The organism is Pseudomonas sp. S30_BP2TU TE3576 (assembly GCF_050436025.1).
Lineage (GTDB): Bacteria > Pseudomonadota > Gammaproteobacteria > Pseudomonadales > Pseudomonadaceae > Aquipseudomonas.
This window is the reverse complement of the sequence record NZ_JBNDLK010000001.1, coordinates 1,700,285-1,725,751: the sequence shown is the minus strand read 5'-3', so window position 1 is coordinate 1,725,751 and position 25,467 is coordinate 1,700,285. Positions and strand designations below refer to the sequence as shown.

The 25,467-nt window shown below is 59.7% G+C and carries 26 protein-coding genes and 1 tRNA gene; 16 read left to right on the top strand and 11 right to left on the bottom strand.

Annotated elements, in window-relative coordinates; translation table 11 throughout:
- Window positions 1-50 precede the first annotated feature (50 nt).
- Window positions 51-743, top strand: coding sequence for a uracil-DNA glycosylase (ung, locus tag ABIA48_RS07845; protein ID WP_204929884.1), 693 nt, complete (start codon window positions 51-53; stop codon window positions 741-743).
- Between the two features lie 101 nt (window positions 744-844).
- Here ung and ABIA48_RS07840 read toward each other — a convergent pair whose 3' ends face one another.
- Genes ABIA48_RS07840 through ABIA48_RS07820 form a run of 5 tightly spaced genes read right to left on the bottom strand, consistent with a single transcriptional unit; the run spans window position 845 to window position 6,218 of the window.
- Window positions 845-1,885, bottom strand: a complete 1,041-nt coding sequence (locus ABIA48_RS07840; protein WP_277535424.1) for an AbrB family transcriptional regulator — start codon at window positions 1,883-1,885, stop codon at window positions 845-847.
- A complete protein-coding gene (locus ABIA48_RS07835) occupies window positions 1,878-3,392 on the bottom strand; it encodes a tripartite tricarboxylate transporter permease (protein ID WP_007984722.1) in 1,515 nt (504 codons plus the stop codon). Before ABIA48_RS07835 ends, ABIA48_RS07840 begins: the two co-directional genes overlap by 8 nt.
- Before the next feature lies 1 nt (window position 3,393).
- Window positions 3,394-3,852, bottom strand: coding sequence for a tripartite tricarboxylate transporter TctB family protein (locus tag ABIA48_RS07830; protein ID WP_204929881.1), 459 nt, complete (start codon window positions 3,850-3,852; stop codon window positions 3,394-3,396).
- Between the two features lie 59 nt (window positions 3,853-3,911).
- Window positions 3,912-4,889 (bottom strand): Bug family tripartite tricarboxylate transporter substrate binding protein, encoded by a 978-nt coding sequence (locus ABIA48_RS07825; RefSeq protein WP_429487715.1) that lies wholly within the window; start codon window positions 4,887-4,889, stop codon window positions 3,912-3,914.
- Window positions 4,890-4,928: 39 nt separating this feature from the next.
- Window positions 4,929-6,218 carry an OprD family porin gene (locus tag ABIA48_RS07820; protein ID WP_429487713.1) on the bottom strand — a complete coding sequence of 430 codons (1,290 nt, stop codon included), beginning with the start codon at window positions 6,216-6,218 and terminating at the stop codon, window positions 4,929-4,931.
- A 237-nt stretch (window positions 6,219-6,455) separates the two neighbouring features.
- Here ABIA48_RS07820 and ABIA48_RS07815 point away from each other — a divergent pair, with 237 nt between their 5' ends.
- Both ABIA48_RS07815 and ABIA48_RS07810 read left to right on the top strand, forming a co-directional pair.
- Window positions 6,456-7,127 (top strand): response regulator, encoded by a 672-nt coding sequence (locus ABIA48_RS07815; RefSeq protein ID WP_429487711.1) that lies wholly within the window; start codon window positions 6,456-6,458, stop codon window positions 7,125-7,127.
- Window positions 7,120-8,508, top strand: coding sequence for a sensor histidine kinase N-terminal domain-containing protein (locus ABIA48_RS07810; RefSeq protein WP_429487709.1), 1,389 nt, complete (start codon window positions 7,120-7,122; stop codon window positions 8,506-8,508). Before ABIA48_RS07815 ends, ABIA48_RS07810 begins: the two co-directional genes overlap by 8 nt.
- Before the next feature lie 114 nt (window positions 8,509-8,622).
- Here ABIA48_RS07810 and ABIA48_RS07805 read toward each other — a convergent pair whose 3' ends face one another.
- Both ABIA48_RS07805 and ABIA48_RS07800 read right to left on the bottom strand, forming a co-directional pair.
- Window positions 8,623-9,444, bottom strand: coding sequence for an HDOD domain-containing protein (locus ABIA48_RS07805; protein ID WP_429487707.1), 822 nt, complete (start codon window positions 9,442-9,444; stop codon window positions 8,623-8,625).
- Window positions 9,445-9,478: 34 nt separating this feature from the next.
- Window positions 9,479-10,420: a YgfZ/GcvT domain-containing protein gene (locus ABIA48_RS07800; protein WP_429487705.1), complete on the bottom strand. Its 942-nt coding sequence runs from the start codon at window positions 10,418-10,420 to the stop codon at window positions 9,479-9,481.
- 149 nt (window positions 10,421-10,569) lie between these two features.
- Between ABIA48_RS07800 and ABIA48_RS07795 the strand changes: the two genes are divergently transcribed.
- The gene (locus tag ABIA48_RS07795) at window positions 10,570-10,824 is read left to right on the top strand and encodes a succinate dehydrogenase assembly factor 2 (RefSeq protein WP_007979797.1); all 255 of its coding nucleotides are present in this window, start codon (window positions 10,570-10,572) and stop codon (window positions 10,822-10,824) included.
- Entirely contained in the window at window positions 10,808-11,260 is a 453-nt protein-coding gene (locus ABIA48_RS07790; RefSeq protein WP_429487703.1) for a protein YgfX, read from the top strand. The genes ABIA48_RS07795 and ABIA48_RS07790 overlap by 17 nt, the downstream gene beginning before the upstream one ends.
- Here the strand turns inward: ABIA48_RS07790 and nadB are convergent.
- A complete protein-coding gene (gene nadB / locus ABIA48_RS07785) occupies window positions 11,229-12,845 on the bottom strand; it encodes an L-aspartate oxidase (RefSeq protein WP_429487701.1) in 1,617 nt (538 codons plus the stop codon). The two genes, ABIA48_RS07790 and nadB, sit on opposite strands and share 32 nt — an antisense overlap.
- A 552-nt stretch (window positions 12,846-13,397) precedes the next feature.
- Between nadB and rpoE the strand changes: the two genes are divergently transcribed.
- The 4 genes from rpoE to ABIA48_RS07765 all read left to right on the top strand — a co-directional run bounded on the left by rpoE (window position 13,398) and on the right by ABIA48_RS07765 (window position 17,169).
- On the top strand, window positions 13,398-13,979 hold the full coding sequence (gene rpoE, locus ABIA48_RS07780; protein WP_003172477.1) for an RNA polymerase sigma factor RpoE: 582 nt from the start codon (window positions 13,398-13,400) through the stop codon (window positions 13,977-13,979).
- 31 nt (window positions 13,980-14,010) lie between these two features.
- Entirely contained in the window at window positions 14,011-14,598 is a 588-nt protein-coding gene (locus tag ABIA48_RS07775) for a sigma-E factor negative regulatory protein (protein WP_429487699.1), read from the top strand.
- Window positions 14,599-14,606: 8 nt separating this feature from the next.
- Window positions 14,607-15,566, top strand: coding sequence for a MucB/RseB C-terminal domain-containing protein (locus tag ABIA48_RS07770; RefSeq protein ID WP_429487698.1), 960 nt, complete (start codon window positions 14,607-14,609; stop codon window positions 15,564-15,566).
- A 178-nt stretch (window positions 15,567-15,744) separates the two neighbouring features.
- On the top strand, window positions 15,745-17,169 hold the full coding sequence (locus ABIA48_RS07765; RefSeq protein ID WP_429487696.1) for a DegQ family serine endoprotease: 1,425 nt from the start codon (window positions 15,745-15,747) through the stop codon (window positions 17,167-17,169).
- Window positions 17,170-17,253: 84 nt separating this feature from the next.
- On the opposite strand, the gene ABIA48_RS07760 is transcribed toward ABIA48_RS07765, so the two are convergent.
- A complete protein-coding gene (locus tag ABIA48_RS07760; protein ID WP_429487694.1) occupies window positions 17,254-18,687 on the bottom strand; it encodes a M48 family metalloprotease in 1,434 nt (477 codons plus the stop codon).
- Window positions 18,688-18,787: 100 nt separating this feature from the next.
- Between ABIA48_RS07760 and ABIA48_RS07755 the strand changes: the two genes are divergently transcribed.
- Together ABIA48_RS07755 and ABIA48_RS07750 are read left to right on the top strand one after the other, a co-directional pair.
- Window positions 18,788-19,027 carry a sulfurtransferase TusA family protein gene (locus ABIA48_RS07755; RefSeq protein WP_007984748.1) on the top strand — a complete coding sequence of 80 codons (240 nt, stop codon included), beginning with the start codon at window positions 18,788-18,790 and terminating at the stop codon, window positions 19,025-19,027.
- Window positions 19,028-19,058: 31 nt separating this feature from the next.
- Window positions 19,059-20,129 carry an AI-2E family transporter gene (locus ABIA48_RS07750; RefSeq protein WP_204929853.1) on the top strand — a complete coding sequence of 357 codons (1,071 nt, stop codon included), beginning with the start codon at window positions 19,059-19,061 and terminating at the stop codon, window positions 20,127-20,129.
- A gap of 132 nt (window positions 20,130-20,261) precedes the next feature.
- On the opposite strand, the gene ABIA48_RS07745 is transcribed toward ABIA48_RS07750, so the two are convergent.
- Together ABIA48_RS07745 and ABIA48_RS07740 are read right to left on the bottom strand one after the other, a co-directional pair.
- Entirely contained in the window at window positions 20,262-20,735 is a 474-nt protein-coding gene (locus tag ABIA48_RS07745) for a peroxiredoxin family protein (RefSeq protein WP_204929851.1), read from the bottom strand.
- A 10-nt stretch (window positions 20,736-20,745) separates the two neighbouring features.
- The gene (locus ABIA48_RS07740) at window positions 20,746-21,306 is read right to left on the bottom strand and encodes a glycine cleavage system protein R (protein ID WP_007984753.1); all 561 of its coding nucleotides are present in this window, start codon (window positions 21,304-21,306) and stop codon (window positions 20,746-20,748) included.
- A gap of 328 nt (window positions 21,307-21,634) precedes the next feature.
- Between ABIA48_RS07740 and dapA the strand changes: the two genes are divergently transcribed.
- The 5 genes from dapA (at window position 21,635) to ABIA48_RS07715 (ending at window position 25,324) form a co-directional block, all read left to right on the top strand.
- Window positions 21,635-22,513, top strand: a complete 879-nt coding sequence (dapA, locus tag ABIA48_RS07735; protein WP_277535456.1) for a 4-hydroxy-tetrahydrodipicolinate synthase — start codon at window positions 21,635-21,637, stop codon at window positions 22,511-22,513.
- A 17-nt stretch (window positions 22,514-22,530) separates the two neighbouring features.
- Window positions 22,531-23,646, top strand: a complete 1,116-nt coding sequence (gene bamC, locus ABIA48_RS07730) for an outer membrane protein assembly factor BamC (RefSeq protein WP_429487691.1) — start codon at window positions 22,531-22,533, stop codon at window positions 23,644-23,646.
- Window positions 23,647-23,650: 4 nt separating this feature from the next.
- Window positions 23,651-24,409 (top strand): MBL fold metallo-hydrolase, encoded by a 759-nt coding sequence (locus tag ABIA48_RS07725; protein ID WP_007984759.1) that lies wholly within the window; start codon window positions 23,651-23,653, stop codon window positions 24,407-24,409.
- 28 nt (window positions 24,410-24,437) lie between these two features.
- Window positions 24,438-25,151, top strand: coding sequence for a phosphoribosylaminoimidazolesuccinocarboxamide synthase (gene purC, locus ABIA48_RS07720; protein WP_007944067.1), 714 nt, complete (start codon window positions 24,438-24,440; stop codon window positions 25,149-25,151).
- 83 nt (window positions 25,152-25,234) lie between these two features.
- A tRNA-Ser gene (locus ABIA48_RS07715) sits at window positions 25,235-25,324 on the top strand.
- Window positions 25,325-25,467 lie beyond the last annotated feature (143 nt).

Below are 25,467 nucleotides of genomic sequence, written 5' to 3'. Positions count from 1 at the left end.
CGAGGTAGGCTTTCCTAGGGTTCGCCCCATTGTTTCTGCCGGGTATGACCATGACTGCTGACGACCGTATCAAACTCGAACCGAGCTGGAAGGAGGCATTGCGTGCCGAGTTCGACCAGCCCTACATGGCAGAGTTGCGAAACTTCCTGCAACAGGAGCGGGCGGCCGGCAAGGAGATCTATCCGCCGGGGCCGATGATTTTCCACGCGCTCAATTCCACGCCGCTGAACAAGGTCAAAGTGGTGATCCTCGGTCAGGATCCTTATCACGGTCCGGGCCAGGCCCATGGTTTGTGCTTTTCGGTGCAACCCGGCGTGCCGGCGCCACCGTCATTGGTGAACATTTACAAAGAACTCAAACGCGACCTGAACATCGACATCCCCAACCATGGCTACTTGCAGAGCTGGGCCGATCAGGGCGTGTTGATGCTCAACACCACCATGACGGTCGAGCGCGCCAATGCCAATGCGCACAAGGACAAGGGCTGGCAGTTTTTCACCGATCGGGTCATTGAAGTGGTCAGCCAGCAGCAACCGCACCTGGTGTTCATGCTGTGGGGCGCCCATGCCCAGAGCAAGCAGAAACTGATCGACGCCACCAAGCACCTGGTGCTGACTTCGGTGCACCCGTCACCGTTATCGGCCTATCGCGGCTTCCTCGGGTGCGGGCACTTCAGCCGCACCAACAAGTTTCTTGAGCAGAATGGCGAAACGCCGATCGAGTGGCGGTTGCCACCGGTTTAAGCGTTGATTTCGAGGGCCTCTTCGCGAGCAAGCCCGCTCCCACAGGGTTCGCGTGATCCTTGTGGGAGCGGGCTTGCTCGCGAAGCAGGCGACTCGGTCTTTCAGACAGAATCCGGTTGTCGGTCCCAGTACTTGAACAACGGTTCCGCCAGAAACAGCACAAACAACAACCGCATCACCTGCATCGCCGTCACCAGCGGCACCGACAGTTGCAGGGTTTGCGCCGTCAGGCTCATCTCGGCGATGCCGCCGGGCATCATGCCCAATGTCAGCGAACGCAGGTCCAGGTGGGTCAGCGCACTCAAACCCAGGGCTGCTACGGCCGCGATCAGCATGGTCAACACCGTGCCGATCAAGGTGCGGCCCATGAACGATGGCGCACGCCGGAAAAACTGCCGGTTGAAGTGACAGCCCAGACCGCTGCCGATTAGCCATTGGCCGATCTGGCTACCGCCATTGGGCAAGCCGATGTGCAGATCCCAGCCGATGCTGACGGCCGCGCTGACCAGCAACGGCCCGAACAGCCAGGGATTGGGTTGACGCAGGCGTTCCCAGATCCAGGCCGCCAAAGCGCCTGCCGGGAACAGCAGGGCCAGCCAGCGCCAGTCCACAACGCTGGCATGTAAGACCGGGGCACCATCGCCCAGTAAATACTTGAAAACCGCTGGCACGCAGAGGACCACGACCAACACCCGCAGACTTTGCCCCGCCGCGACACGGCTGAGCACCGCGCCGTTGCGTGCGCCAAGGTTGACCATCTCCCCGGAACCGCCAGGCATGCTGGAAAAGAACGCCGTGGCACGATCTTCACCGGTGCGGCGCATCAGCCACACGCCAACCACGGCGGACAGGCTGGTGACCAACGCACCGAAGAAGATCAGACCGAAATGACTCAGCACCTGCTCCATCACCACCGGGGTGAAGTGCAGGCCGATACCGATGCCGACGATCCACTGGCCGCACTTGCGGCCGCCAGGGATTTCCGCCAATTGCCAAGGTGTCAGGCAGCGCACGAGGATGATCGCCAGCAATGAGCCGACCATCCACGGCAAAGGCCAGCCGACCTGGCTGGCGAGGTAACCGCCAAGCAGGCCGACCAGCGGGGTTCCCCACCAGTTTCTGAAGGGTGACCGATCAGACATCGGCAATAGCGCGTTGCGCGACCGAGCGTTTGCGCCAGATACGGATGATCGGCATCAACAGCATGATCGCCGTCAGTACCCAGACACCAAAGGTGATCGGGCTCGACCAGAGGATTTCCAGCGCGCCGTTGGAAATTGACAGGGCGCGACGCAGGTTCTGCTCCATCAGGCCACCGAGGATGAAGCCCAGCAACAGCGGCGACAACGGGAAGTCCAGCTTGCGCAGGATGTAGCCAAAGATACCGATACCGATCATCAGGAACAGGTCGAATGTGGTGGCGTGCACTGCGTAGACGCCGATCCCGGTAATGATGGCGATCACCGGCACCAGCGCCCAGTTCGGCACGGCGAGGATGCGGGTGAACACGCGGATCATCGGGATGTTGAGGATCACCAGCATCACGTTGGCAATGAACAACGACGCGATCAGGCCCCAGACAATGTCGGGTTGTTCCTGGAACAACAGTGGACCGGGGGTGATGTTGTACAGCGACAGCGCGCCAATCATCACTGCCGTGGTGCCGGAACCTGGAACGCCGAGGGTCAGCATCGGCACCAGCGCACCGCAAGCCGCACCACCAATGGCGGTTTCCGGAGCGGCGAGACCGCGCATGTCACCCTGGCCGAAAGTACCCTTGGCACCGGCGATGCGTTTTTCAGTCATGTAGGCCACGGCGCTGGCCAGGGTAGCGCCTGCACCCGGTAACACGCCCATGATGAAGCCCAGTACGCCGCAACGAATGTTCACCACGAACACCGACGCCGCTTCCTTGAAGTTGAACATCATGCGTCCGGTGGCTTTCACCGCTTCCTGGCCGTGGTGGGTTTTTTCCAGCAGCAGCAGGATTTCGCTGATGGAGAACAGGCCCAGCACCAGCACGACGAACTGGATGCCGTCGGTCAGGTGGATGTTGTCCCCGGTGAAGCGATACACACCGCTGTTGGCGTCGATGCCGACGGTCGACAGGAACAGTCCGATCAGCGCCGCGATGAACGTCTTCAGCGGACGGTCACCGGCCATGCCGCCGAGGCAGACAATCGCAAACACCATCAACACGAAATATTCCGCCGGGCCGAAGGCAATCGCCCATTTCGCCAGCAGCGGGGCGAACAGCACCATGCCGCAAGTGGCAATAAACGCACCGATGAACGAGCTCCATGCCGACAACGACAGCGCTACACCGGCCAGGCCTTTGCGCGCCATCGGGTAACCGTCGAGGGTGGTCATCACGGTGGACGCTTCGCCCGGGATGTTCAGCAGGATCGAGCTGATCCGGCCGCCGTATTCGCAACCCAGGTACACCGCTGCCAGCAGGATCAGCGCCGACTCCGGCGGCAGGCCAAGGGCGAATGCGATCGGAATCAACAGTGCCACGCCGTTGATCGGACCCAGGCCCGGCAACAGGCCGACCACGGTGCCGATCAGGGTGCCGCACAGAGCGGTCACCAGATTGTACGGGCTCAGCGCGACGCCGAAGCCCTGACCCAAATAGCCAAGAGTATCCATATCAGTTCTCCAGAACGTCGAGCACGCCAAGTGGCAGCGGCACGTCCATCAAGCGGTCGAACAGCAGGTAAAGACCGACGGCCATCAGGCTGATGATCACCACGCTGGGCACCCAGCGGCCGCCATACAGGCGCGCCATCGGCACACCGGTGATGATGCTGGCGACGATAAAGCCCAGCGGCTCGAAAGTGCCGGCGAACACCAGTAACAGCACCACACAGATGCCGATCTTGGTCAGGGTTTCGCGATCCAGCGGCGGCTCGTCAGCACTGTGCTTGATCGGTGCCGGACGGAACGCCATGTACAACAGCGCCGAGCCCATCAGGCCGAGCATCAGCAGTGGAAAGGCCCGAGGCCCCACCGGTTCATAGGAAAAAGCTGCTTGGTACGGCCACGCCATCAGCGCCAGGCCGATACAGGCCAGTAACAGCACCGAGGCAAAAATGCGTTGTAAGAGCATGGGGAACTCCTGGGCTGCGGCCCCGAAAAATCGGGGGCGCAGCCGCTAGACAGAGACGATCACTGGATCAGGCCGAACTCTTTGGCCAGCACTTTGTAGTCCGCGACCTGCTTCTTCACGTAGGTGTCCAGCTCGGGGCCGGTCATGGCGAACGGGAAGAGCTCACGCTGATCGCGCAACTTGGCGAAGTCTTCGGAAGCCAGCAGTTTGTCGAAGGCAGCTTTCCACCAGGCGTAGTCTTCGTCACTGACTTTTGGCCCGAGGTAGAAACCGCGCACCACCGGCCAGACGATGTCGTAGCCTTGCTCGCGGGCGGTCGGGATGTCTTTCATTTCCGGCTCGTCCAGGCGTTTGTCGGAGAACACCGCCAGCAGACGCATGTCGCCGCTCTGGATGTGCGGCATGGAGTCGGAGATGTCGGTGCTACCGACCTGGATGTGGCCGCCGAGCAGGGCGGTGGCAATTTCACCGCCACCTTCAAGGGCAACGTAACGCAGGTCACGCGGGTTGATCCCGGCGGCCTTGGCGATCAGCGCGGTTTGCATCCAGTCCTGGCTACCGACGGTACCGCCGGAACCGATCACCACTTTGCTCGGATCTTTCTTCAGTGCCTGGACCAGATCGTCCAGAGTCTTGTAAGGCGAATCGCTTTTCACCGCGATGGCGCCATAGCTGGTGCCGACGGCGGCCAGCCAGCGTACGTTGCTTTCATCGAAGCGACCGAATTTGCCTTGGGCCAGGTTCAGCAGCGAACCGCTTGACCATGCCACCAGGGTGCCGGCGTCCGCCGGACGCTGGGCAACCACCGCGTTGTACGCCACCGCGCCGACACCGCCGGGCATGTACGTCACGCGCATCGGTTTGGTCAGCAGTTTTTCGTTGACCAGCGCGCTTTGCGCCAGTTTGCAGGTCAGGTCGAAACCACCGCCGGGCGAGGCCGGGGCGATGCATTCCGGGCGCTTGGGTTCGGCAAGCGCTTGGCCGGTGAACAGCAGGACGCTGGCGGCGAGGGCTAGTTTACGCATTGACAGGTTCATTCAAGTCTCCTTGGGAGTTGTTGTTATCGACGTACTGAATTACCAAAGGGCAACGCTATAGCTCACCAGCAGACGTACTTCATCGGCATCGCGAGCGGAGTAGTTGGAGCGGTAGGTGGCATTGCGCAGGCGCACGGCGACATCCTTGAGCGCACCGCTTTGTACAACATATTTAATCTCGGAGTTGCGTTCCCATTCTTTGCCTTCGTCACCGTTCTTGAGCTTGATGTTGTCGCCACTCACGTAACGGCTCATGAAACTCAGGCCCGGGATACCGAGCGCGACGAAGTCGAAGTCATAACGCGCTTGCCAGGAACGCTCTTCGGCGCCGGCAAAATCGTTGATCTGTACGAAGTTCACCAGGTACGGGTCGCTGCCATCCACATACGGGAATGCGCTGTCGCCGGACATGTGCTGGTAGCCCGCGCTGAACTTGTGCCCGCTCAAGGCGTAACTCACCAGACCGTTGAGGGACTTGTTGTCGATCTTGCCGCCACGGGCCTCGCCCTGGTCGTCACTGATGGCAAACCGCAGGTCGCTGGCAAAAGTGCCGGGGCCGAACGGCTGCGAGGCAATCAACCCGAGAAAGTGCTGGTTGTAGACTTCATCGAGTTGCGCGAAGTGATAACTGCCGGTGATCTTGTCGGTGAACTTGTAGTCCGCGCCGCCGAAATCGAAGTGCTTGCCGGCCACGGTGCCAGCGAAACGGCTGTTCTTGTTGTTGAGGGCAACGTCCTCGAAGTCGGTGCTGTCGCGGTCCTTGGCCTTGTCCAGGCGCCCGCCGGTGAAGGTCAGGTTCTTGATCTCTTTGGAGGTCAGCATGCCGCCTTCAAAGGTCTGCGGCAGGATGCGCCCGTCGTTGGCCTTGAGGATCGGCAGTTCCGGAATCAGGCTGCCGATTTTCAGCTCGCTGGCGGAAATTTTCATTTTACCGGTCAGGCCGAGTTTGGAATATTCATCGACGGCACGCCCATCGTCGGTCGGCAGCAGGCCGGTACCGGTGCGGTCCGGGCTTGAGTCGAGCTTGACCCCCATCATGCCCAGCGCATCGACACCGAACCCCACGGTGCCGTCGGTGTAGCCTGATTTCAGATTGAGCATGAAACCCTGGGCCCACTCGTCGCGCTTGGACTGTTGGGCACTGGTACCGTCGCGATAATCGCGGTTGAAATACATGTTGCGGGTTTCGAAAGTGGCCGAGCTGTCGTCGACGAATGCGGCCTGGCTCAAAGGTGAAAAACCGGCAAGGGCGGCAGCGCTGGCAAGCGCAGTGTGGCTGAAACGGGAGAGGCGGGCAGGCGCGATAGCCTGGGTCTGCAGGGACTGCATGGATGACTTACTCCGTTTATTGTTCTTATTTGTCGAAAACGCTTCGAGGCGTTTTTCGTATCGCTGTGTGGCGGCAGCGACGGCAGTCGAAACTGTCCGTGGCTGGACTGTAACGGGCTAACCTTTCGCTAACCTTTCAGCTGGCTTTCACGGTTTTCGGGCTTCACAGCGGCGGTTGCGGCTGTAAACTTCGCGCCAGAGAATGGCGTCGACCATCCCTGAACGAGGTAAAGATCCATGCGTGTCCTGCTCGTCGAAGACCATTTGCAGCTCGCCGAAAGTGTCGCCCAGGCGCTCAAGAGCACCGGGCTGACCGTGGACGTGCTGCACGATGGCGTGGCAGCCGACCTGGCGCTGGGTAGCGAGGAATACGCCATGGCGATCCTCGATGTCGGCTTGCCGCGCATGGATGGTTTCGAAGTGCTGGCGCGTTTGCGGGCGCGGGGCAAGAACCTGCCGGTGTTGATGCTGACCGCGCGCAGCGATGTCAAGGATCGGGTCCACGGCCTGAACCTCGGAGCCGACGATTACCTGGCCAAGCCGTTCGAACTGACCGAGCTCGAAGCCCGGGTCAAAGCCTTGCTGCGTCGCAGTGTGCTGGGCGGTGAGCGCATTCAGCGTTGTGGTGTGCTGGCCTATGACCTGGAAACCCGGCGTTTCACCCTCGGCGAAGAACTGCTGACCCTGACCTCCCGCGAACAGGCCGTACTCGAAGCCCTGATTGCGCGTCCCGGCCGGGTGATGAGCAAGGAGCAACTGGCCTCCCAAGTATTCGGGCTCGATGAAGAGGCCAGTCCCGATGCGATCGAAATCTACGTGCACCGCCTGCGCAAGAAACTCGACGGCCAGCCGGTCGTCATCGTGACCTTCCGCGGCCTCGGTTACTTGCTGGAAAGCCGCGATGCATAAGCCCAGCAGTCTGCGCTGGCGGTTGCTGTGGAACCTGGCGCTATTGTTGGTGGTGTTGATGCTGGCCAGTGGGTTGAGCGCCTACTGGAACGGTCGCGAAGCCGCCGACACGGCCTATGACCGCACCTTGCTGGCCTCGGCGCGGACTATCGCCGCGGGTCTGTCCGAGCACGACGGGAGTCTTAGCCTCGACGTGCCTTATGTCGCCCTCGATACCTTCGCCTACGACAGCGCCGGGCGGATTTTCTATCTGGTCAATGACATCAATCAGAAGCTGATTTCCGGTTACGAAAACCTGCCCGGGCCACCGCCGGGAACGCCGCGCACCGATGACTATCCGGCGCTGGCACGTTTCTACAACGCCCAATACCGTGGGCAGAACGTGCGTGTGGTGAGCCTGCTCAAACCCGTGAGCGAGCCGAACATGAACGGCATGGCGGAAATCCGCGTGGCAGAAACCGATGAAGCGCGAGTGAGCATGGCCCGCAGTCTGGCGGCGGATACTTTGTTACGCCTGGGTATGCTGGCGGGCGGGGCATTGATGCTGGTGTGGTTCGCGGTGAGTGCCGCGTTGCGCCCGTTGGAGCGCTTGCGCACGGCGGTGGAAGAGCGCCAGCCGGACGATCTGCGCCCCCTGCCGTTGGTGGAAGTGCAGCGCGAATTGTGGCCGCTGGTGCGTGCGCTCAATCACTTTACCGAACGCCTGCGCGGGCAGTTCGAGAAACAGGCGCAATTCATCGCCGATGCCGCCCACGAACTGCGTACGCCACTGGCAGCGCTCAAGGCGCGACTGGAGCTGGGCATGCGCTCAGCCGAGCCCGATACCTGGCGCAGCACTTTGGAGACCGCCGCCCAAGGCACTGATCGCTTGACCCACTTGGCCAATCAGTTGCTTTCCCTGGCCCGGGTCGAAAATGGTGCCAGGGCGATTGCCGAGGGCGGCGCGCAGTTACTGGACCTGAGTCAATTGGCCCGGGAGCTGGGCATGGCCATGGCGCCGTTGGCGCACAAGCGCGGTATCGCGCTGGCGCTGGAGGCGGAAGAACCCGTCTGGCTGCGGGGTGAGCCGACGCTACTTAACGAACTGTTGAGCAATCTTGTGGATAACGCACTGGCTCACACGCCGCCGGGTGGCAACGTGGTTTTGCGCGTCTCGGCGCCCGCCGTGCTGGAAGTCGAAGATGATGGCCCCGGCATTCCACTGGAGGAGCGCAATCGGGTATTCGAGCGCTTTTACCGACGCAATCAGCAAGTGGTCGGTTCTGGATTGGGGTTGGCGATTGTCGGTGAGATCTGCCGCGCGCATCTGGCCCAGATCAGCCTGCACGATGGCGAACACGCGGGATTGAAGGTGCGGGTGAGCTTTATTGCAGGGGATTGATGCAGCGTCTGTTCAGGCCCCTTCGCGAGCAAGCCCGCTCCCACATTGGACCGAGTCGCCGCAGATCAAATGTGGGAGCGGGCTTGCTCGCGAAGGGGGCAATGCGGTCTTTGATCAGTAAAACATCGAGCGCGTTTCTTCCAGATCGGCACACATCTCCTTGTTGTCCGGATCGATCCCGAGCTTGACGAAAGCGGGTACGCTGAAGGGATCGATGCGCGAGATCGGATGCTCAGTGTCTTTGTGGCAATACAGGCAGGCCACCTGTACCAGATCCACATAGTCGACCTGCGCAGACTGGCGTTTGAAGTTCAGGTATAGCTGCGGCACTTGTACCAGCATGTCGGGAAACTCCCAGACCCTGAGCAGTTTTTCGCCGATCAGCGGATGAATCCGGTCGATCACATGATTGAGGCTGACCGGGTCGGACAGCAGCTCATAGTGATCTTCAGCGTAGGTCAGGATCGGCAGCACGCCGATCTGATGCACCAGCCCGCCAAGGGCCGCCTGATCGGGTTTGAGTCGGGTGTAGCGGCGGCACAAAGCGTAGCTGACGCCGGCGATTTCCAGGCTTTTACGCCAGACATCGCGCATCTTCTGTTCCACCACGTCGGAGCGGGCATGGAAAATCTGCTCCATGACCAGGCCGATCGCCAGATTGCAGCTGTAGTTGATGCCCAGGCGGGTGATCGCGGTATGCAGATCGGTCACTTCCTGGGTTGCGCGCAACAGTGGGCTGTTGACCACTTTGATCAGGCGTGCCGACAGCGCGGTATCACGGCCGATCACTTTGCTCAGGGTACTGACGCTGACTTCCGGGTTTTCCGCGGCCTTGCGAATCTGCAGGGCCACTTCCGGTAACGTTGGCAGAACCAGGTCATCGTTATTGATGGCCTCAACCAAATCCTGTTGGACCTTTTCCGCCAGCTCGCTCATTGAGTCTCTCTAGGTGTCGCGCCAAGTGCTGCCGTTATTGCTGGATTTCGCGATCGCGGTCCAGTTCATAAGGCAGGTCGAGCAGCTGCAAGGACGGCCCTTCGATCGCGCCCAGGTGGATGTCTCCACTGTCTGCTGCTTCGGCTTGCAACACCGCCAGGAGTTCTATGTTTTGCCCGGTGCGGGCAGCCAGCACCACTTCGCCGATGGAGCTGCCGTGGGTCGGGGAAAACAGCGGGACACCCGGTTCAGGCAGCTCGCTGGCTGCCAGTTGCAGGCGATACAAGCGGCGCTTGAGTTTGCCCAGGTACTGCATCCGCGCGACGATTTCCTGCCCGGTGTAGCAACCTTTCTTGAAACTCACACCACCGACCGCTTGCAGGTTGAGCATCTGCGGGATGAACAACTCGCGGGTGCCGGGCATGACCTGGCCGATCCCGGCGCGGACCTGGCCCAGCAGCCATTGATTCAGATCGCCTTCGTTCAGCAAAGCCGACAACTTGCCTTTGACCGCATCGGCTTGATCGACGGCGGCCCACAGTTCGGCACGCTCAGGTGAGACGCGGATGGCAATCAGCCCATCGTTGCGCACGACGCTGTCGGTTTCTGCCGGCAGGTCCAGGCCGAGGCTGGCCAGTGCGGCATCGCCATGGTCCACGCCGAAGCGGATCCAGGCGGCACTTTCGTCGGTCAGTTTCGACTTGGAAAACACCGCGTATTTTTTCAGGTCCGCCAGTTGCGGTTCGAGCAATTCGCTGGCCATGGCCAGGACTACGCCATCACCCTCGAGCAGGATGCGGAAACTCGATTGCATCCGGCCTTTTTGCGTGCAGCGCGCACCGAGGCTGGCCCGGGAATCGCTCAGGTAGTCGAGATTGCAGGTCAATTGGCCTTGCAGGAATTTGCTGGCGTCCGCGCCGCGGATCGCGAGAACACCTTCATGAGAAAGCGTGCAGAAAAAAGCAGAATCGGCCATGGGTCATCGCAGGGTAAAGAGTCTGGCGGACATCATAAGGGGACGCCTTGGAAATGGGTAGTTCACAAAGGATCACCGGTGCCCGACCAAAGCCGACTGTTCGACCGGGCGCGGGCCTGTATACTTGCGGCCTATTTGAGGAGCGCTCCATGGTCGAAGATGTTGAACTGAACCGCCTCTTTTGGCACAGCCGCCGTGGCATGCTTGAGCTTGACGTGTTGCTGGTACCGTTCACGAAAGAGGTTTACGCAACGCTCAACGAGGTGGATCGCGCGTTGTACGTTCGACTGCTGACGTGTGAGGATCAGGACATGTTCGGCTGGTTCATGGAACGCAGCGAATCGGAAGATCCCGAGCTGCAACGCATGGTCCGCATGATCCTGGACCGTGTCCAGCCCAAGTAACGTGTTCGAATGCCGCTGGCATGCCTCACGGCAGTTGCTGGCGGCGTATCTTTTCGCCCAGCTGTTCGCGTTGGGTTCGTTGTGTTTACTGTCAATTCCGCTCTGGGCCAGTTCGCTCGGTGTTGTGCTGTGCGTGGCTCATGGAGTCTGGCAGTTGCCCCGGCAGATCCTGCTGACGCACCCGCAGGCATTTTGCGGCTTGCGGCGCGATGCCGATGGCTGGCAGTTGTGGAGTCGGGCCAAAGGTTGGCAGCCCGTGCAATTAAGGCCGGACAGCCTGGCGCTGCCGTTGATTGTGGTATTGCGCTTTCGTTTGCGTGGCGAGCACCGGGTCAGGGCCATTTGCGTGCCCCGGGATGCGCAGGCGGCGGATGTGCACCGACGCCTGCGGGTCCGGCTCAAATTCAGCCGACGTAGGTGGGCGGCACCAGAATAGTGTCCAGCGCGACCGGCAACATGTCCGGATAGTCGAGGGTGTAATGCAGGCCACGGCTTTCCTTGCGCTCCATGGCTGACAGAATCATCAGCTCGGCCACCTGGGCCAGGTTGCGCAGCTCGATCAAATCCCGGCTGACCTTGTAGTTGCTATAGAACTCGTCGATTTCATCCAGCAACAGTTGTACGCGGTGTTGCGCCCGTTGCAGGCGTTTGTTGGTGCGTACGATACCGACGTAGTCCCACATGAAACGCCGTAACTCATCCCAGTTGTGCGCAATGATCACGTCTTCATCGGAATCGGTGACCTGGCTCGCATCCCAGGCGGGAAGGGGGGCAGGCATCGAAACTCGGGGCAGTTGTTCGAGAATGTCTGCCGCCGCCGAGCGGGCATAAACGAAGCATTCCAGCAGCGAGTTGCTGGCCATGCGGTTGGCGCCGTGCAGGCCGGTGAAACTGGTTTCGCCAATGGCATAGAGCCCCGGCACATCGGTGCGGCCCTGCTGGTCGACCATCACGCCGCCGCAGGTGTAGTGCGCCGCCGGTACCACCGGAATCGGTTGCCGGGTGATATCGATGGAAAACTCCAGGCAGCGTTCGTACACCGTCGGGAAGTGTGTCTTGATGAAGGCTTCGGGCTTGTGGCTGATGTCCAGATAGACGCAATCGATACCCAGGCGTTTCATTTCATGGTCGATGGCCCGGGCGACGATGTCCCGTGGCGCCAACTCGGCACGTGGATCGAAGCGCTGCATGAAACGCTCGCCGTTTGGCAGCTTCAGGTGGGCACCTTCGCCGCGCAGGGCTTCGGTGATCAGGAAACTCTTGGCTTGCGGGTGATACAGGCAAGTGGGGTGGAACTGGTTGAATTCCAGGTTCGCCACCCGGCAGCCCGAGCGCCAGGCCATGGCGATACCATCGCCGCAGGCGCCGTCGGGGTTACTGGTGTAAAGGTAAACCTTGGCCGCGCCACCTGAGGCGAGAATCACAAAACGCGCGCCGTAGGTGTCGACTTCGCCGGTGCCGCGATTGAGCACATAAGCGCCGAGGCAACGATCACCTTCGAGCCCCAGACGTTTCTCCGTGATCAGGTCAACCGCAACCCGCTGCTCCAGCAGCTCAATGTTCGGTCGTTTCCTGGCCTGGTCGAGCAGGGTTGTGAAAATGGCAGCGCCCGTGGCATCGGCGGCGTGGATGATGCGCCGATGGCTGTGACCGCCCTCGCGGGTCAGGTGGAACTCGAACCCGCCATCTTCATTACTCGACTGTTCATCGCGGGTAAAGGGCACGCCTTGGTCGATCAGCCATTGAATCGCTTCCTTGCTGTGCTCGACGGTAAAGCGCACGGCATCCTCATGGCACAGGCCGCCGCCGGCATTGAGCGTGTCATCGACATGGGATTCAACGGTGTCGGTGTCATCCAGCACGGCCGCAACGCCACCCTGGGCCCAGAAAGTCGAGCCATTGGCGAGGTTGCCCTTGCTCAATACGGCAATGCGCAAATGACCGGGCAAGGTCAGCGCAAGGCTCAAGCCGGCAGCACCGCTGCCAATTACCAGAACATCGTGTTGAAACTGTTGGCTCATTTCAGGATTCCGCTCAAAGCGACCCGGGTCGGGGGTGGCGCAGCTGGACTGGCGAGTCGAAGCAGCCGCACCGCCTACTAGTATATAGAGGGGGGGAGCGGCACAATACCCGAGCCAGCATGGCATTGTGAAACTACTGTGACGCAAAACATCGGTCGCTTCGTCGGATGTTTTTCTGCCCGTTGGGCGCGAAAATGACTGTATCGCCGATTTAACAGTCTTTTTCCCTTCACGGTTGCACAATGTCGGGTTGGCACGGCTATAAATATTTGGAACTTTTGCCAAAGGGCCAAGATCAATAGACGGTTGCCTGAAACAAGGGACAGTGTCGGCTTCAGTGGGGAATTGCAGTTGGATCCTTGCCGAAGAAACCGATGACAAGATTATTCGCGCAGCCGGGTCAACTCGTGCTGCGCTTTTCGTGCGTGCCAAATCAGAGCCCGCAGGAAACTTGCCTGGAGGGGGAGAACTTTTGCGAAAAGCCCGAGTCTATGTTTGCAAGTCTGGTCGTTTAGTTCTGCAAGCCTCCTCCGAGCTCATCGAGGAGTGTTCATGCTAACCCAGGAAGAGGATCAGCAACTGGTCGAACGCGTTCAACGCGGCGACAAGCGTGCTTTCGATCTGCTAGTGCTGAAATACCAGCACAAAATTCTCGGGTTGATCGTGCGTTTTGTGCACGACACCCATGAAGCCCAGGATGTGGCACAAGAAGCCTTTATCAAGGCATACCGTGCACTTGGAAATTTTCGCGGAGACAGTGCGTTTTATACGTGGCTTTACCGCATCGCCATCAATACGGCGAAAAACTATCTGGTTTCACGCGGCCGTCGGCCGCCGGATAGCGATGTCAGTTCCGAGGATGCAGAGTTCTACGATGGCGATCATGGCCTCAAGGATCTCGAGTCGCCAGAGCGGGCTTTGCTGCGGGATGAGATCGAAGGCACCGTCCATCGAACCATTCAGCAACTGCCGGAAGATTTGCGTACGGCTTTAACTTTACGTGAGTTTGATGGTCTGAGTTACGAGGACATTGCGAGTGTCATGCAATGTCCGGTAGGCACCGTGCGCTCCCGGATTTTCCGCGCCCGGGAGGCCATCGACAAAGCCCTGCAGCCGTTGTTGCAGGAAAACTAAAGACAGCGGCGACAGCCAAGAGAGGAACGCCATGAGTCGTGAAGCCCTGCAGGAATCGCTGTCCGCAGTGATGGATAACGAAGCGGACGAATTGGAATTGCGTCGGGTATTGAATGCCTGTGACGATGTTGAAACCCGTGAAACCTGGGCTCGTTATCAGATCGCTCGGGCAGTGATGCACAAGGATCTGCTGCTTCCGCGTCTGGATATCGCTGCGGCTGTTTCTGCTGCCCTGGCTGACGAAGCCGTACCGGCAAAAGCTTCCCGCGGTCCATGGCGCAGCCTGGGTCGTCTGGCGGTCGCAGCTTCCGTGACCCTGGCGGTGCTGGCCGGTGTGCGTCTGTACAACCAGGATGAGATCGCCGGTGTCGAATTGGCCCAGCAATCCAGTCAACCCGGATTGGCCGTTCCTCAAGTAAAAGGCCCGGCTGTTCTGGCCGGCTACAATGAGAGTTCAGATGCAACTGGGCCAATGGCCAATGGCGTTTTGCAAGGTCAGCCAGGCTGGCACGATCAGCGTCTGCCGGGTTACTTGCGCCAACATGCACAACAGGCTGCACTGAAAGGTACTGAGAGCGCTCTGCCTTACGCTCGTGCCGCAAGTCTGGAAAACCGTTAAGGAGGATCATGCGCGCCATACCTCTACTTTCGCTTCTGCTCAGCGGCTGGTTCATCGTTCCAGCCCAAGCCGATGAAGCCCAGGACTGGTTGACCCGCCTGGGCCAGGCCGAGCAACAGCAAAGCTTTCAGGGTACTTTCGTCTACGAGCGTAACGGTAGTTTTTCTACCCATAACATCTGGCACCGCGTCCAGGATGGAAAGGTCCGCGAGCGATTGATCCGGCTCGACGGCTCACCGCAGGAAGTCGTACGCATTGATGGGCATACTCAATGCGTCAGCGGCACCCTGATAGCAGGGCTTGGGGACTCCCCCAACTCCACCGCCCGTGCACTTGATCCTCAAAAGCTGAAGAATTGGTATGACCTCGCCGTCATCGGCAAGTCGCGTGTCGCCGGGCGTTCGGCGGTAATCGTATCGCTGACCCCCCGCGACCAACACCGCTACGGTTTTGAACTGCATCTGGATAAAGAGACCGGCCTGCCCCTGAAATCTTTGCTCTTGGACGACAAGGGGCGGTTGTTGGAGCGCTTCCAGTTCACGCAACTGGATACCGCTGACGCTCCTTCCGAAAACGACTTGCAGGCCAGTAATGATTGCAAGGCAGTCAATCTCGAAAGCGACAAGGCTTCCGCAGTCAAAGCCGCTCAGGTCTGGCATTCGGACTGGCTGCCACCCGGTTTCGAGCTGACCAGCAGTACGGCGCGCAAGGATCCGGAAACCAAAACCCAGGTTAACAGCCTGCTGTATGACGATGGCCTGGCGCGTTTTTCGGTGTTCCTGGAGCCTTTGAACGGCGCCACCGTCACCGATACCCGCACTCAGTTGGGGCCAACCGTCGCGGTTTCCCGGCGCTTGACCACGGCACAGGGTGATATGATGGTGACCGTCGTCGGCGAGATACCCGTCGGTACCGCTGAACGGATAGCACTTTCGATGCGCTCCGACGCCGCTGCAACCAAGCAGTGAGCTGGATTCGAAATGTTTCGTGAGCATTTCAGTTTGCAAATACCCCAAAAATTTTTTATAGGTCAGAGCCCCTCGGCTCTGGCCTTGTTTGTTGTTCCCGGAACAAAAATACCGGCGTATTGTTCCCGGTGTTCCTTGCTCCATATCGCTTAACCATGCTCGTCGTAACGGGAGCCGTATGTCGATACCACGCTTGAAGTCTTACCTTTCCATTATTGCCACTGTCCTGGTGCTCGGTCAGGCGGTCACCGCCCAAGCGGTCGAGTTGCCCGACTTTACGCAATTGGTCGAGCAGGCGTCGCCTGCAGTCGTGAACATCAGTACCACGCAAAAGCTGCCGGATCGCAAAGTCAGCGAGCAGATGCCTGATCTCGAAGGTTTGCCGCCGATGCTGCGCGAATTCTTCGAGCGGGGCATGCCGCCACAATCGCGTTCACCTCGTGATCGTCAGCGCGAGGCAACCTCCCTGGGCTCGGGATTCATCATCTCTTCCGATGGCTACATCCTGACCAACAACCACGTGATCGCCGATGCTGACGAAATCCTCGTCCGCCTGGCTGATCGTAGCGAAATGAAAGCCAAGCTGGTCGGTACCGATCCACGCTCCGACGTGGCACTGCTGAAAATCGAAGGCAAGGATCTACCGGTGTTGAAACTCGGTAAATCCCAGGACCTGAAGGCTGGCCAATGGGTTGTCGCGATTGGTTCGCCATTCGGCTTTGACCACACGGTGACCCAAGGTATCGTCAGCGCCGTTGGTCGCAGCCTGCCGAACGAAAACTATGTGCCGTTCATCCAGACCGACGTGCCGATCAACCCGGGTAACTCGGGTGGTCCGCTGTTCAACCTGAACGGTGAGGTGGTCGGGATCAACTCGCAGATTTTTACCCGCTCCGGTGGCTTTATGGGAGTGTCGTTTGCGATCCCGATCGATGTGGCCATGGATGTTTCCAATCAGCTGAAATCCGGTGGCAAAGTCAGCCGTGGCTGGCTGGGTGTCGTGATTCAGGAAGTGAGCAAGGACCTGGCCGAGTCGTTCGGTCTGGAGAAACCGGCGGGTGCGCTGGTTGCCCAAATCCAGGATGATGGCCCGGCTGCCAAGGGTGGCCTGCAAGTGGGTGACGTGATCCTGAGCATGAATGGTCAGCCAATCGTTATGTCGGCCGACTTGCCGCACCTCGTTGGCGCATTGAAGGCGGGTGCGAAAGCCAATCTGGAAGTCATTCGTGACGGCAAGCGCAAGCATGTCGAGCTGACCGTGGGTGCCATTCCGGAAGAAGGTAAAGAGCTGGGCGCCGAGCCGAAATCCAGCATCGAGCGCAGCAGCAATCGCCTCGGTGTTTCCGTGGTCGAGCTGACTGACGATCAGAAGAAAGCCTACGACCTCAAAGGTGGTGTGGTGATCAAGGAAGTGCAGGACGGTCCTGCCGCCATGATCGGCTTGCAGCCCGGTGATGTGATCACCCACCTGAACAACCAGGCGATCGGTTCCACCAAGGAGTTCGCGGACATCGCCAAGGCGCTGCCGAAGAACCGCTCGGTGTCGATGCGGGTTCTGCGTCAGGGGCGTGCGAGCTTCATCACCTTCAAACTGGCTGAATAACCCGGTTGTTGGTTGAATAAAAAAAACCGCCTCTTTCGAGGCGGTTTTTTTTTGTCCGGATTTTTTTGGTCTCTGGGGGGGGCGTCAGCCCATCATGTCCTTGATCATGCGTTCCTGTTCCATCAGCTCGCGTTGCCGTGCGTCGATCCGCGAAGACAGCGGGAAGTTGGTGCCTGCCTTGCGTTTGGCGAAGTCCAGTTGCTGGATGGCCTGTTTGTAGTCCCCGACCAGCGCAAAATATTCGGCGCGAGCCTGATGCAGGCCGATGATATTGCCTGACAGGCCGCGCGTCTCGGCAACCTGATACCACACGTCCGGATCATCCGGGCGCGACTTGAGCAGGCCTTCCAGGGCCTTCTCCGCATCCGCGGCGCGATTCTGCTTGAGCAGCAGGTCGACGCGCACCTGATTCAGCGGATAGTTGCCAGGGTACTGGGTCATCAACCGGTCAACCCGGGACTGTGCATCCGGCAGGCGATTGTTGGTGATGTCCAGATCGACCTGAGCCAGGTTGTAAATGATTTCGTTGGGTGATTTGGCCAGCAGCGGCTTGAGGTTTTCCCGGGCTTCGTTCAATTGGCCGCCCTTGATCTGGGCAATCGCCAGGCCATAGCGCGCCACGTCGTTTTTCGGGTTCTCGTCGAGCAGGGCGCGGAAGCGCTTGGCACCGAGCCCCGGGGTCTCTTCATAGGTCAGTTGGACGCGCGCGCGAATCAGTTGATAACGCATGCTGTCTTCGATACCGCCCTGTGGCGCCAGTTCGGCGCGGTTGCGGGTGTCGGCGATACGCGACTCGGTGACCGGGTGAGTCAGCAGGAATTCCGGCGGCTTGGCATCGTAGCGGTACTGACGCATCAGACGCTCGAACATCGTGGGCATCGAGCGGGGGTCGTAACCGGCCTTTTCCAGATTGAGAATGCCGATACGGTCGGCTTCCTGTTCGTTCTGACGGGAGAAGCGCCGCTGTTCCTGAATGGCCGCTGCCTGTGTGCCGGCAATGGCCGCGATCCCGGCGTCACCGGCGCCGGCGGCTGCAACCACGATCCCGGCCAACAATGCCGCCATCATCGGCACTTGCATGCGTTTTTGCGCTTCGACGCCCCGGGCAAAGTGGCGCTGCGACAAGTGAGCCAATTCGTGCGCCAGTACCGAAGCGTATTCGCCCTCGGTCTGGGCGTTCAGGAACAAGCCACCGTTCACCCCGACGATTCCGCCGGGCGCCGCAAAGGCGTTGAGTTGCGGACTGTTGATCAGGATGAATTCCAGGCGCCGGTCGGTGACCTGGCTGGTCTCCACCAGTCGGTAAACGCTGGATTCCACGTAATCCTTGAGTTGCGGATCGTTGAGCTGCGAAACCTGACTGCGCAACATTGCCAGCCAGGCGCGGCCGAGCTGGTATTCCTGTTGCGGCGAGACAATGGCAGAGCTGGCGTCGCCGAGTGACGGCAAGTCGTCGGCGAAGCCCGGTGAGGCGAGCAGGCAAGCGAGCGTCAGCAGGGTAGGGCGCAAAAATGTCATGCACAAAGCCTTAGTCGACAAAGACCTTACTGTAGCCGGACACCAGCGTTGCGACCAGATATTCTAGGCAACTCAACCACCTGACCCGGAGTGATGCAATATGACCGACGCTGTAGAGCATGACGTTGAACTGGACGCCAGTGGCCTGAATTGCCCGTTGCCGTTGCTCAAGGCCAAGATGGAGCTCAACCGGCTGGCCAGTGGTGCAGTACTCAAGGTCATCGCCACCGATGCAGGTTCACAGCGTGACTTTCGCACCTTTGCCCGATTGGCCGGTCATACCCTGCTTCGTGAAGAAGAAGACGCGGGTGTTTACCGCTACTGGTTGAAAAAAGCCTGAAATCGGCTGCGTTTGTTCCTAAGGATTATTGATGTTCAAAGTGTTACGCGACTGGATTCAGCGCTATTTCTCCGATGAAGAAGCGGTGGTGTTGACTGTCCTGCTGTTTCTGGCGTTCACCGCCGTGTTGACTCTGGGCGGTATGCTGGCGCCGGTGCTCGCCGGGATGGTGCTGGCGTACCTGATGCAAGGGTTGGTTGTGACCCTCGAGCGCCTGCGGGTGCCGGGCGGGGTCGCGGTGGGATTGGTCTTTGCGTTGTTCATGGGGCTGTTGCTGGTGTTCATCGTGGTTGTCGTGCCTTTGCTCTGGCATCAACTGATCACGCTGTTCAACGAGTTGCCCGGCATGCTCGCCAAGTGGCAGTCACTGTTGCTGCTGCTGCCCGAGCGCTATCCGCATCTGGTGTCTGATGAGCAAGTGCTGCAAGCCATCGAAGTGGCGCGGGGCGAAATCGGCAAGTTTGGTCAGTGGGCGTTGACATTCTCGCTGTCGAGCCTGCCATTGCTGGTGAACATCATGATCTACCTGGTGCTGGTGCCGATCCTGGTGTTTTTCTTCCTCAAGGATCGGGCCATGATCGGCCAGTGGGTGCGCGGTTACCTGCCCCGTGAGCGGGCGTTGATCACCCGGGTCGCGCATGAGATGAACCGGCAGATCGCCAATTACATTCGCGGCAAGGTCATCGAAATCTTCATTTGCGGTGGCGTGACCTACATTGCCTTTGTTGTTCTTGAGCTCAATTACGCGGCGCTGCTGGCATTGCTGGTGGGGATTTCGGTGGTGGTGCCTTATGTCGGCGCCGTGGTGGTGACAGTGCCTGTGTTTCTGATTGCGCTGTTCCAGTGGGGCTGGAGCGATCAGTTCATCTATCTGATGGCGGTTTACGGGATTATTCAGACGCTGGATGGCAACGTGCTGGTGCCATTGCTGTTCTCGGAGGCGGTCAACCTGCACCCGGTGGCGATCATCTGCGCGGTGCTGCTGTTTGGCGGGTTGTGGGGGTTCTGGGGCGTATTCTTTGCGATTCCCCTGGCGACGCTGTTCAAGGCCGTGCTTGACGCCTGGCCGCGCAAGGAGCCGGTAGTGGCGCCGTTGCTTTAATTCTTCGGTGAGGCTGATAGCCTCTTCGCGAGCAAGCCCGCTCCCACATTTTGGACCGTGTTCGTCTGAACAACTCGGTCAACTGTGGGAGCGGGCTTGCTCGCGAAGGCGTCCTGACAGGCGCTATATGACTCAGGCTTTGTTCAGGGCCTGAGCCGCCGCCAGAACCGCATCAACGTGCCCCGGCACCTTCACGCCACGCCATTCCTGACGCAGCACGCCTTTGTCGTCGATCAGGAACGTGCTGCGATCCACGCCCATGTATTCCTTGCCGTAGAGCTTTTTCAGCTTGATCACGTCGAACAGCTGGCAGATGGCTTCGTCCTTGTCGCTGATCAGCTCAAAGGGGAACTCTTGCTTGCACTTGAAGTTCTCGTGGGATTTCAGGCTGTCGCGAGACACGCCGAACACTTCGGTATTGGCGGCCTTGAACGCAGCATACTGATCACGAAAGCCTTGCCCCTCGGTCGTGCAACCCGGCGTGCTGTCCTTGGGGTAGAAGTAGATCACCACCTGCTTGCCTTTCAGGCCGGCGAGGCTGACGGTCTGCCCGCTGGTGGCGGGGGCTTCGAAATCGGCAACCGGTTGGTCGATGGCAACGGCCATGAAAGCTTCCTTACATTGGGTTCTGTGGGCGCCAGGGTTCGATCAGGGCATCGAGGTTCAGTGCGTCGGCAAAGTCCAGGAACTGATCGCGCAGCCAGCTGATCTGCACGCCGGGCGGCAAGGTCACGGTAAACGTGGCATTGAGCATGGTGCCGCCGGTCTGCGGAGCCTGATAGGTGTCGCAGGTCAGGTTTTCCAGTTCGACATTGTGGTCCATGAAGAACTGGCACAGTTCGTTGATGATGTCCGAGCGGTAGGCCGAGCTGACATAAGCGACGTATGGCAGGGCCTGGGGGCGGTTTTCCAGGGCGGCGCTGCGCACCACGTTGACCGTGAACGCATGCCGTTTGGCCAGCACTGGCAGGCTGCCTTCCAGGCGCGCCAGGGCATCCCAGCTACCGGAGATTTCCAGCACCAGCGCACTGCATTCGCCATGACGGGTCAGGCGAGAAGTGACCACGGCGCAGCGGTTTTCATGGCTGGCGCGGCACAGGACGTTGGTCAGCTCCATGGGGTTGGCGCCGAGGGCACTGATAACAAGGAATTGTTCGCGAACTGTGGGGGTGGACATGCAGCATTCCTAAAGCGATGAGCGGTCGATACATCGAAGTGGCGTTTTGTCGGGAGCGAGCCTGCGGATGCGAACTCAGAAAGCCCCGAGCGGCAGGTTGCGACGTGCTCCGCCAGGGCGGGAGCGAGAGGTGGCAACGCTGGATCAGGGCTTGTGATGCCGAAAATGGAGGCTGAAACCCGACGGACGAGCTTGTCTGTACCGATCAAAGTCTGAAGGGTAGCGAAAACCGGCGCCAAGGGGAATGGCGGCAGCACAGTACTTCGCTTGTGCAAGCATCTTGGCGCCAGTACCATTACGGCTCTCTTTTTCCGGCAGGAGCGGTTTCATGATTGCGGGCAGTATGGTGGCACTGGTCACACCCATGGATGCACAGGGTCGTCTTGACTGGGACAGCCTCAGCAAACTCGTGGACTTCCACCTTGAAAACGGCACCCATGCCATTGTCGCCGTCGGCACCACCGGCGAATCGGCAACCCTTGATGTCGATGAACACATCGCCGTCATCAAAGCGGTAGTCAAGCAGGTCAATGGCCGCATTCCGGTGATCGCCGGTACCGGCGCCAACTCGACCCGCGAAGCCGTCGAGTTGACCCGTAATGCCAAGGAAGCCGGCGCCGATGCCTGCCTGCTGGTCGTGCCGTACTACAACAAGCCGACCCAGGAAGGCCTGTACCTGCACTTCAAGCACATCGCCGAAGCGGTCGACATCCCGCAGATTCTTTATAACGTTCCCGGCCGCACCTCCTGCGACATGCAAGCCGAAACCGTGATCCGCCTGTCCACCGTGCCGAACATCATCGGTATCAAGGAAGCGACCGGCGACCTCAAGCGTGCCAAAGCCATTCTTGATGGTGTAAGCAAGGACTTCATCGTCCTTTCCGGCGATGATCCGACCGCCGTCGAGCTGATCCTGATGGGCGGCAAGGGCAACATCTCCGTCACCGCCAACGTCGCTCCGCGTGAAATGGCCGATCTGTGCGAGGCCGCCCTCAAGGGTGATGCCGAGACTGCGCGGGCAATCAACGAAAAACTGATGCCGCTGCACAGGGACCTGTTCATCGAAGCCAACCCGATTCCGGTGAAGTGGGCATTGGTTGAAATGGGCCTGATGCACGAAGGCATTCGCCTGCCGTTGACCTGGCTGAGCGCACCCTGTCACGAAACGCTGCGCACGGCCCTGCGCCAGTGCGGCGTCCTGGTTTAATTGAGGAAGTACAACGCATGAAGCGAATGGCCGGACTTTCCGCACTTGCCTTGATTATCTCCAGCACCAGTGGCTGCGGATGGATCTGGGGCCCGGAAGGTTATTTCCGTGACCGTGGTAGCGATTACCTGGAAGCGCAACAGACTGCACCGATGCAAATACCGCAGGATGTCCGTACCGCCAAGCGTCTGGATCCGCTGTTGCCGATCCCGCGCAACGTGGCCGATGACACCGTCAAGGGCGAATACGTCGTACCTCGGCCGCAGCCGCTGACGGCGGGTGCCGATGCCAGTGCCTACTCCCTGCAGAAGAGCGGCGGCTCCAGCTCCATCCTGGCGCAGAATCCACCGGCTGAAGTCTGGCCCGTGGCCGTTCAGTTCTTCCAGGACAACGGTTTCCGTCTGGATGATCAGCGTCCGCAAACCGGTGAATTCACCACGACCTGGCAACATTCCGACGAACTGTCTGCGGCCATGGCCAAGCGCCTGAGCGCGGCGGGTGTCAGCACGGACAGTGAAACCCGTGTGCGGGTGCGCATCGAGCCGGGCGTGCAGCGCAACACCAGTGAAGTCTATGTGGTCAGCGCCGAGCGTCCTGCCGGCAGCACCGCTGACGTGGCTTTCACCAACCGTTCGGTCAACACTGGCCTGGATGCGGCACTGGTCGACGACATGCTCGCGAGCATGAGCCGTATCTCGGAGAAGGGCGGTTCGGTCTCGATGCTGGCTTCGCGTGATTTCGACGCGCCTAGTCGTGTCAGCCTGAGTGAAGACGGCAGCGGCAACCCTGTGCTGAACGTCGGTACCGACCTGGATCGTGCCTGGTCGAGCGTCGGTCGTGCGCTGGAACAAGGCGAATGGCGCGTTGAAGACATCAACCGCAGCCTGGGCCTGTACTACATCAACCTGGCCGAAAAAGCCGAGAAGAAAGACGACAAGCCAGGCTTCTTCAGCAGCCTGTTCGGCAACGCGCCGAGCAAGGAAGAGCTTGACGCTCGCGCCGAGCGTTATCAGGTTCGCCTGAGCAAGGTTGGCGAGAACGTCCAGGTCACCGTCGAGAAAAACATCAACACCGTGGCGCCGGCAGACGTGGCGCGTAAAGTGTTGAGCAAGATTCAGGACAACCTGGGCTGATCCTATGCGTTTTGCCGTTCTCGGCAGCGGTAGTCAAGGGAACGGCACGCTGATCGCCAGTGCTGATACGTACGTGCTGGTGGATTGTGGTTTTTCCCTGCGGGAAACCGAAAAACGCCTGCTGCGCCTGGGTGTAAACCCTGCGCAGTTGAGCGCGATACTCGTGACCCACGAACATGCCGACCACGTGCATGGCGTGGGGTTGCTGTCTCGGCGCTACAATCTGCCTGTCTACCTCAGTCGCGGGACCTTGCGCGGGATGCGCAAACCGATTGAACCCGCAGGCTTTCTGGCTGGCGGCGAACAGCTGCAAATCGGCGACTTGAGCATCGGTGTCATTGCCGTGGCCCACGATGCACAAGAACCGACGCAATATGTTTTCAGTGACGGTGAGCGGCGCTTTGGCCTGTTGACCGACCTGGGCTCGTATTGTGACAAGGTGCTGGACGGCTATCGGGACCTCGATGCGTTGATGATCGAGTCCAATCACTGTCGTGACATGCTGGCTCGCGGTCATTACCCGTACTTTCTCAAGCAGCGGGTGGGCGGTGAACTGGGACATTTGAATAACCATCAGGCGGCATTCCTGGTGGCCGAGTTGGGCTGGAAAGACCTGCAACACCTGGTCCTGGCCCATCTGAGCAGCAAGAACAACCTGCCGCAGCTGGCCCGGCAATGTTTTGTCGACACCCTCGGGTGCGACCCGGACTGGCTGCAACTGGCCGATCAAGATTCAGGGCTCGACTGGCGTCACATCGCCTAGCCCATCTACTTAGCAAGCGGAGCCCATCATGGAAAAACGTGAAGAACTCTACCGCGGCAAAGCCAAATCGGTTTACAAGACCGACGACGCTAACCGTTTGATCCTGCTGTTTCGCAACGACACTTCGGCGTTCGACGGCAAGCGTATCGAACAGCTTGACCGCAAAGGCATGGTGAACAACAAGTTCAACGCCTTCATCATGCAGAAGCTCGAAGCCGCTGGCGTGCCGACCCAATTCGACAAATTGCTGGGCGACAACGAATGCCTGGTGAAGAAGCTCGACATGATCCCGGTCGAGTGCGTTGTGCGTAACTACGCCGCTGGCAGCCTGGTCAAGCGCCTGGGTGTCGAAGAGGGCATGAAGCTCAACCCTTACACCTTCGAACTGTTCCTGAAGGACGACGCCAAGGGCGACCCGTTCATCAACGAATCCCACGTCGTGGCATTTGGCTGGGGCACCGCCGAGCAGCTGGTTCGCATGAAAGAACTGTCGCTCAAGGTCAACGAAGTCCTGAGCAAGCTGTTCGACGACGCCGGCCTGCTGCTGGTCGACTTCAAGCTGGAATTCGGCGTGTTCCACGATGGTTCCATCGTGCTGGGCGACGAATTCAGCCCGGACGGCTGCCGTCTGTGGGACAAGGCCACCGGCAAGAAAATGGACAAGGACCGCTTCCGTCAGGGCCTCGGTGATGTCATCGAAGCCTATGAAGAAGTCGCCAACCGTCTGGGCGTACCGCTTTAATCGACGCAAGCATCTGAAAGCACAGAAATATTTCGCCTGGGGGGTTCGCTTCCTGCGAAAGTGTTGTTATGATGCGCGCCGTTGGAGAGATGCCAGAGTGGCCGAATGGGACGGATTCGAAATCCGTTGTACCTTCACCGGTACCTAGGGTTCGAATCCCTATCTCTCCGCCATTACATGGAAAAAGCCCCGTAGCTGAAAAGCTACGGGGCTTTTTCGTTTCTGATGCTTTTTCCAGTGGTCTACCGCTGCCGGCATCTTGCCCCCGTATCTGGAAACTTTGTCGGATCAGGCATCGCATCGAAGTCGGAAAAAT

Coding starts and splice junctions, on each gene's coding strand:
- ung (WP_204929884.1), top strand. CDS start 51: ATGACTGCTGACGACCGTATCAAACTCGAACCGAGCTGGAAGGAGGCA.
- ABIA48_RS07840 (WP_277535424.1), bottom strand. CDS start 1,885: ATGTCTGATCGGTCACCCTTCAGAAACTGGTGGGGAACCCCGCTGGTC.
- ABIA48_RS07835 (WP_007984722.1), bottom strand. CDS start 3,392: ATGGATACTCTTGGCTATTTGGGTCAGGGCTTCGGCGTCGCGCTGAGC.
- ABIA48_RS07830 (WP_204929881.1), bottom strand. CDS start 3,852: ATGCTCTTACAACGCATTTTTGCCTCGGTGCTGTTACTGGCCTGTATC.
- ABIA48_RS07825 (WP_429487715.1), bottom strand. CDS start 4,889: ATGAACCTGTCAATGCGTAAACTAGCCCTCGCCGCCAGCGTCCTGCTG.
- ABIA48_RS07820 (WP_429487713.1), bottom strand. CDS start 6,218: ATGCAGTCCCTGCAGACCCAGGCTATCGCGCCTGCCCGCCTCTCCCGT.
- ABIA48_RS07815 (WP_429487711.1), top strand. CDS start 6,456: ATGCGTGTCCTGCTCGTCGAAGACCATTTGCAGCTCGCCGAAAGTGTC.
- ABIA48_RS07810 (WP_429487709.1), top strand. CDS start 7,120: ATGCATAAGCCCAGCAGTCTGCGCTGGCGGTTGCTGTGGAACCTGGCG.
- ABIA48_RS07805 (WP_429487707.1), bottom strand. CDS start 9,444: ATGAGCGAGCTGGCGGAAAAGGTCCAACAGGATTTGGTTGAGGCCATC.
- ABIA48_RS07800 (WP_429487705.1), bottom strand. CDS start 10,420: ATGGCCGATTCTGCTTTTTTCTGCACGCTTTCTCATGAAGGTGTTCTC.
- ABIA48_RS07795 (WP_007979797.1), top strand. CDS start 10,570: ATGGTCGAAGATGTTGAACTGAACCGCCTCTTTTGGCACAGCCGCCGT.
- nadB (WP_429487701.1), bottom strand. CDS start 12,845: ATGAGCCAACAGTTTCAACACGATGTTCTGGTAATTGGCAGCGGTGCT.
- rpoE (WP_003172477.1), top strand. CDS start 13,398: ATGCTAACCCAGGAAGAGGATCAGCAACTGGTCGAACGCGTTCAACGC.
- ABIA48_RS07775 (WP_429487699.1), top strand. CDS start 14,011: ATGAGTCGTGAAGCCCTGCAGGAATCGCTGTCCGCAGTGATGGATAAC.
- ABIA48_RS07770 (WP_429487698.1), top strand. CDS start 14,607: ATGCGCGCCATACCTCTACTTTCGCTTCTGCTCAGCGGCTGGTTCATC.
- ABIA48_RS07765 (WP_429487696.1), top strand. CDS start 15,745: ATGTCGATACCACGCTTGAAGTCTTACCTTTCCATTATTGCCACTGTC.
- ABIA48_RS07760 (WP_429487694.1), bottom strand. CDS start 18,687: ATGACATTTTTGCGCCCTACCCTGCTGACGCTCGCTTGCCTGCTCGCC.
- ABIA48_RS07755 (WP_007984748.1), top strand. CDS start 18,788: ATGACCGACGCTGTAGAGCATGACGTTGAACTGGACGCCAGTGGCCTG.
- ABIA48_RS07750 (WP_204929853.1), top strand. CDS start 19,059: ATGTTCAAAGTGTTACGCGACTGGATTCAGCGCTATTTCTCCGATGAA.
- ABIA48_RS07745 (WP_204929851.1), bottom strand. CDS start 20,735: ATGGCCGTTGCCATCGACCAACCGGTTGCCGATTTCGAAGCCCCCGCC.
- ABIA48_RS07740 (WP_007984753.1), bottom strand. CDS start 21,306: ATGTCCACCCCCACAGTTCGCGAACAATTCCTTGTTATCAGTGCCCTC.
- dapA (WP_277535456.1), top strand. CDS start 21,635: ATGATTGCGGGCAGTATGGTGGCACTGGTCACACCCATGGATGCACAG.
- bamC (WP_429487691.1), top strand. CDS start 22,531: ATGAAGCGAATGGCCGGACTTTCCGCACTTGCCTTGATTATCTCCAGC.
- ABIA48_RS07725 (WP_007984759.1), top strand. CDS start 23,651: ATGCGTTTTGCCGTTCTCGGCAGCGGTAGTCAAGGGAACGGCACGCTG.
- purC (WP_007944067.1), top strand. CDS start 24,438: ATGGAAAAACGTGAAGAACTCTACCGCGGCAAAGCCAAATCGGTTTAC.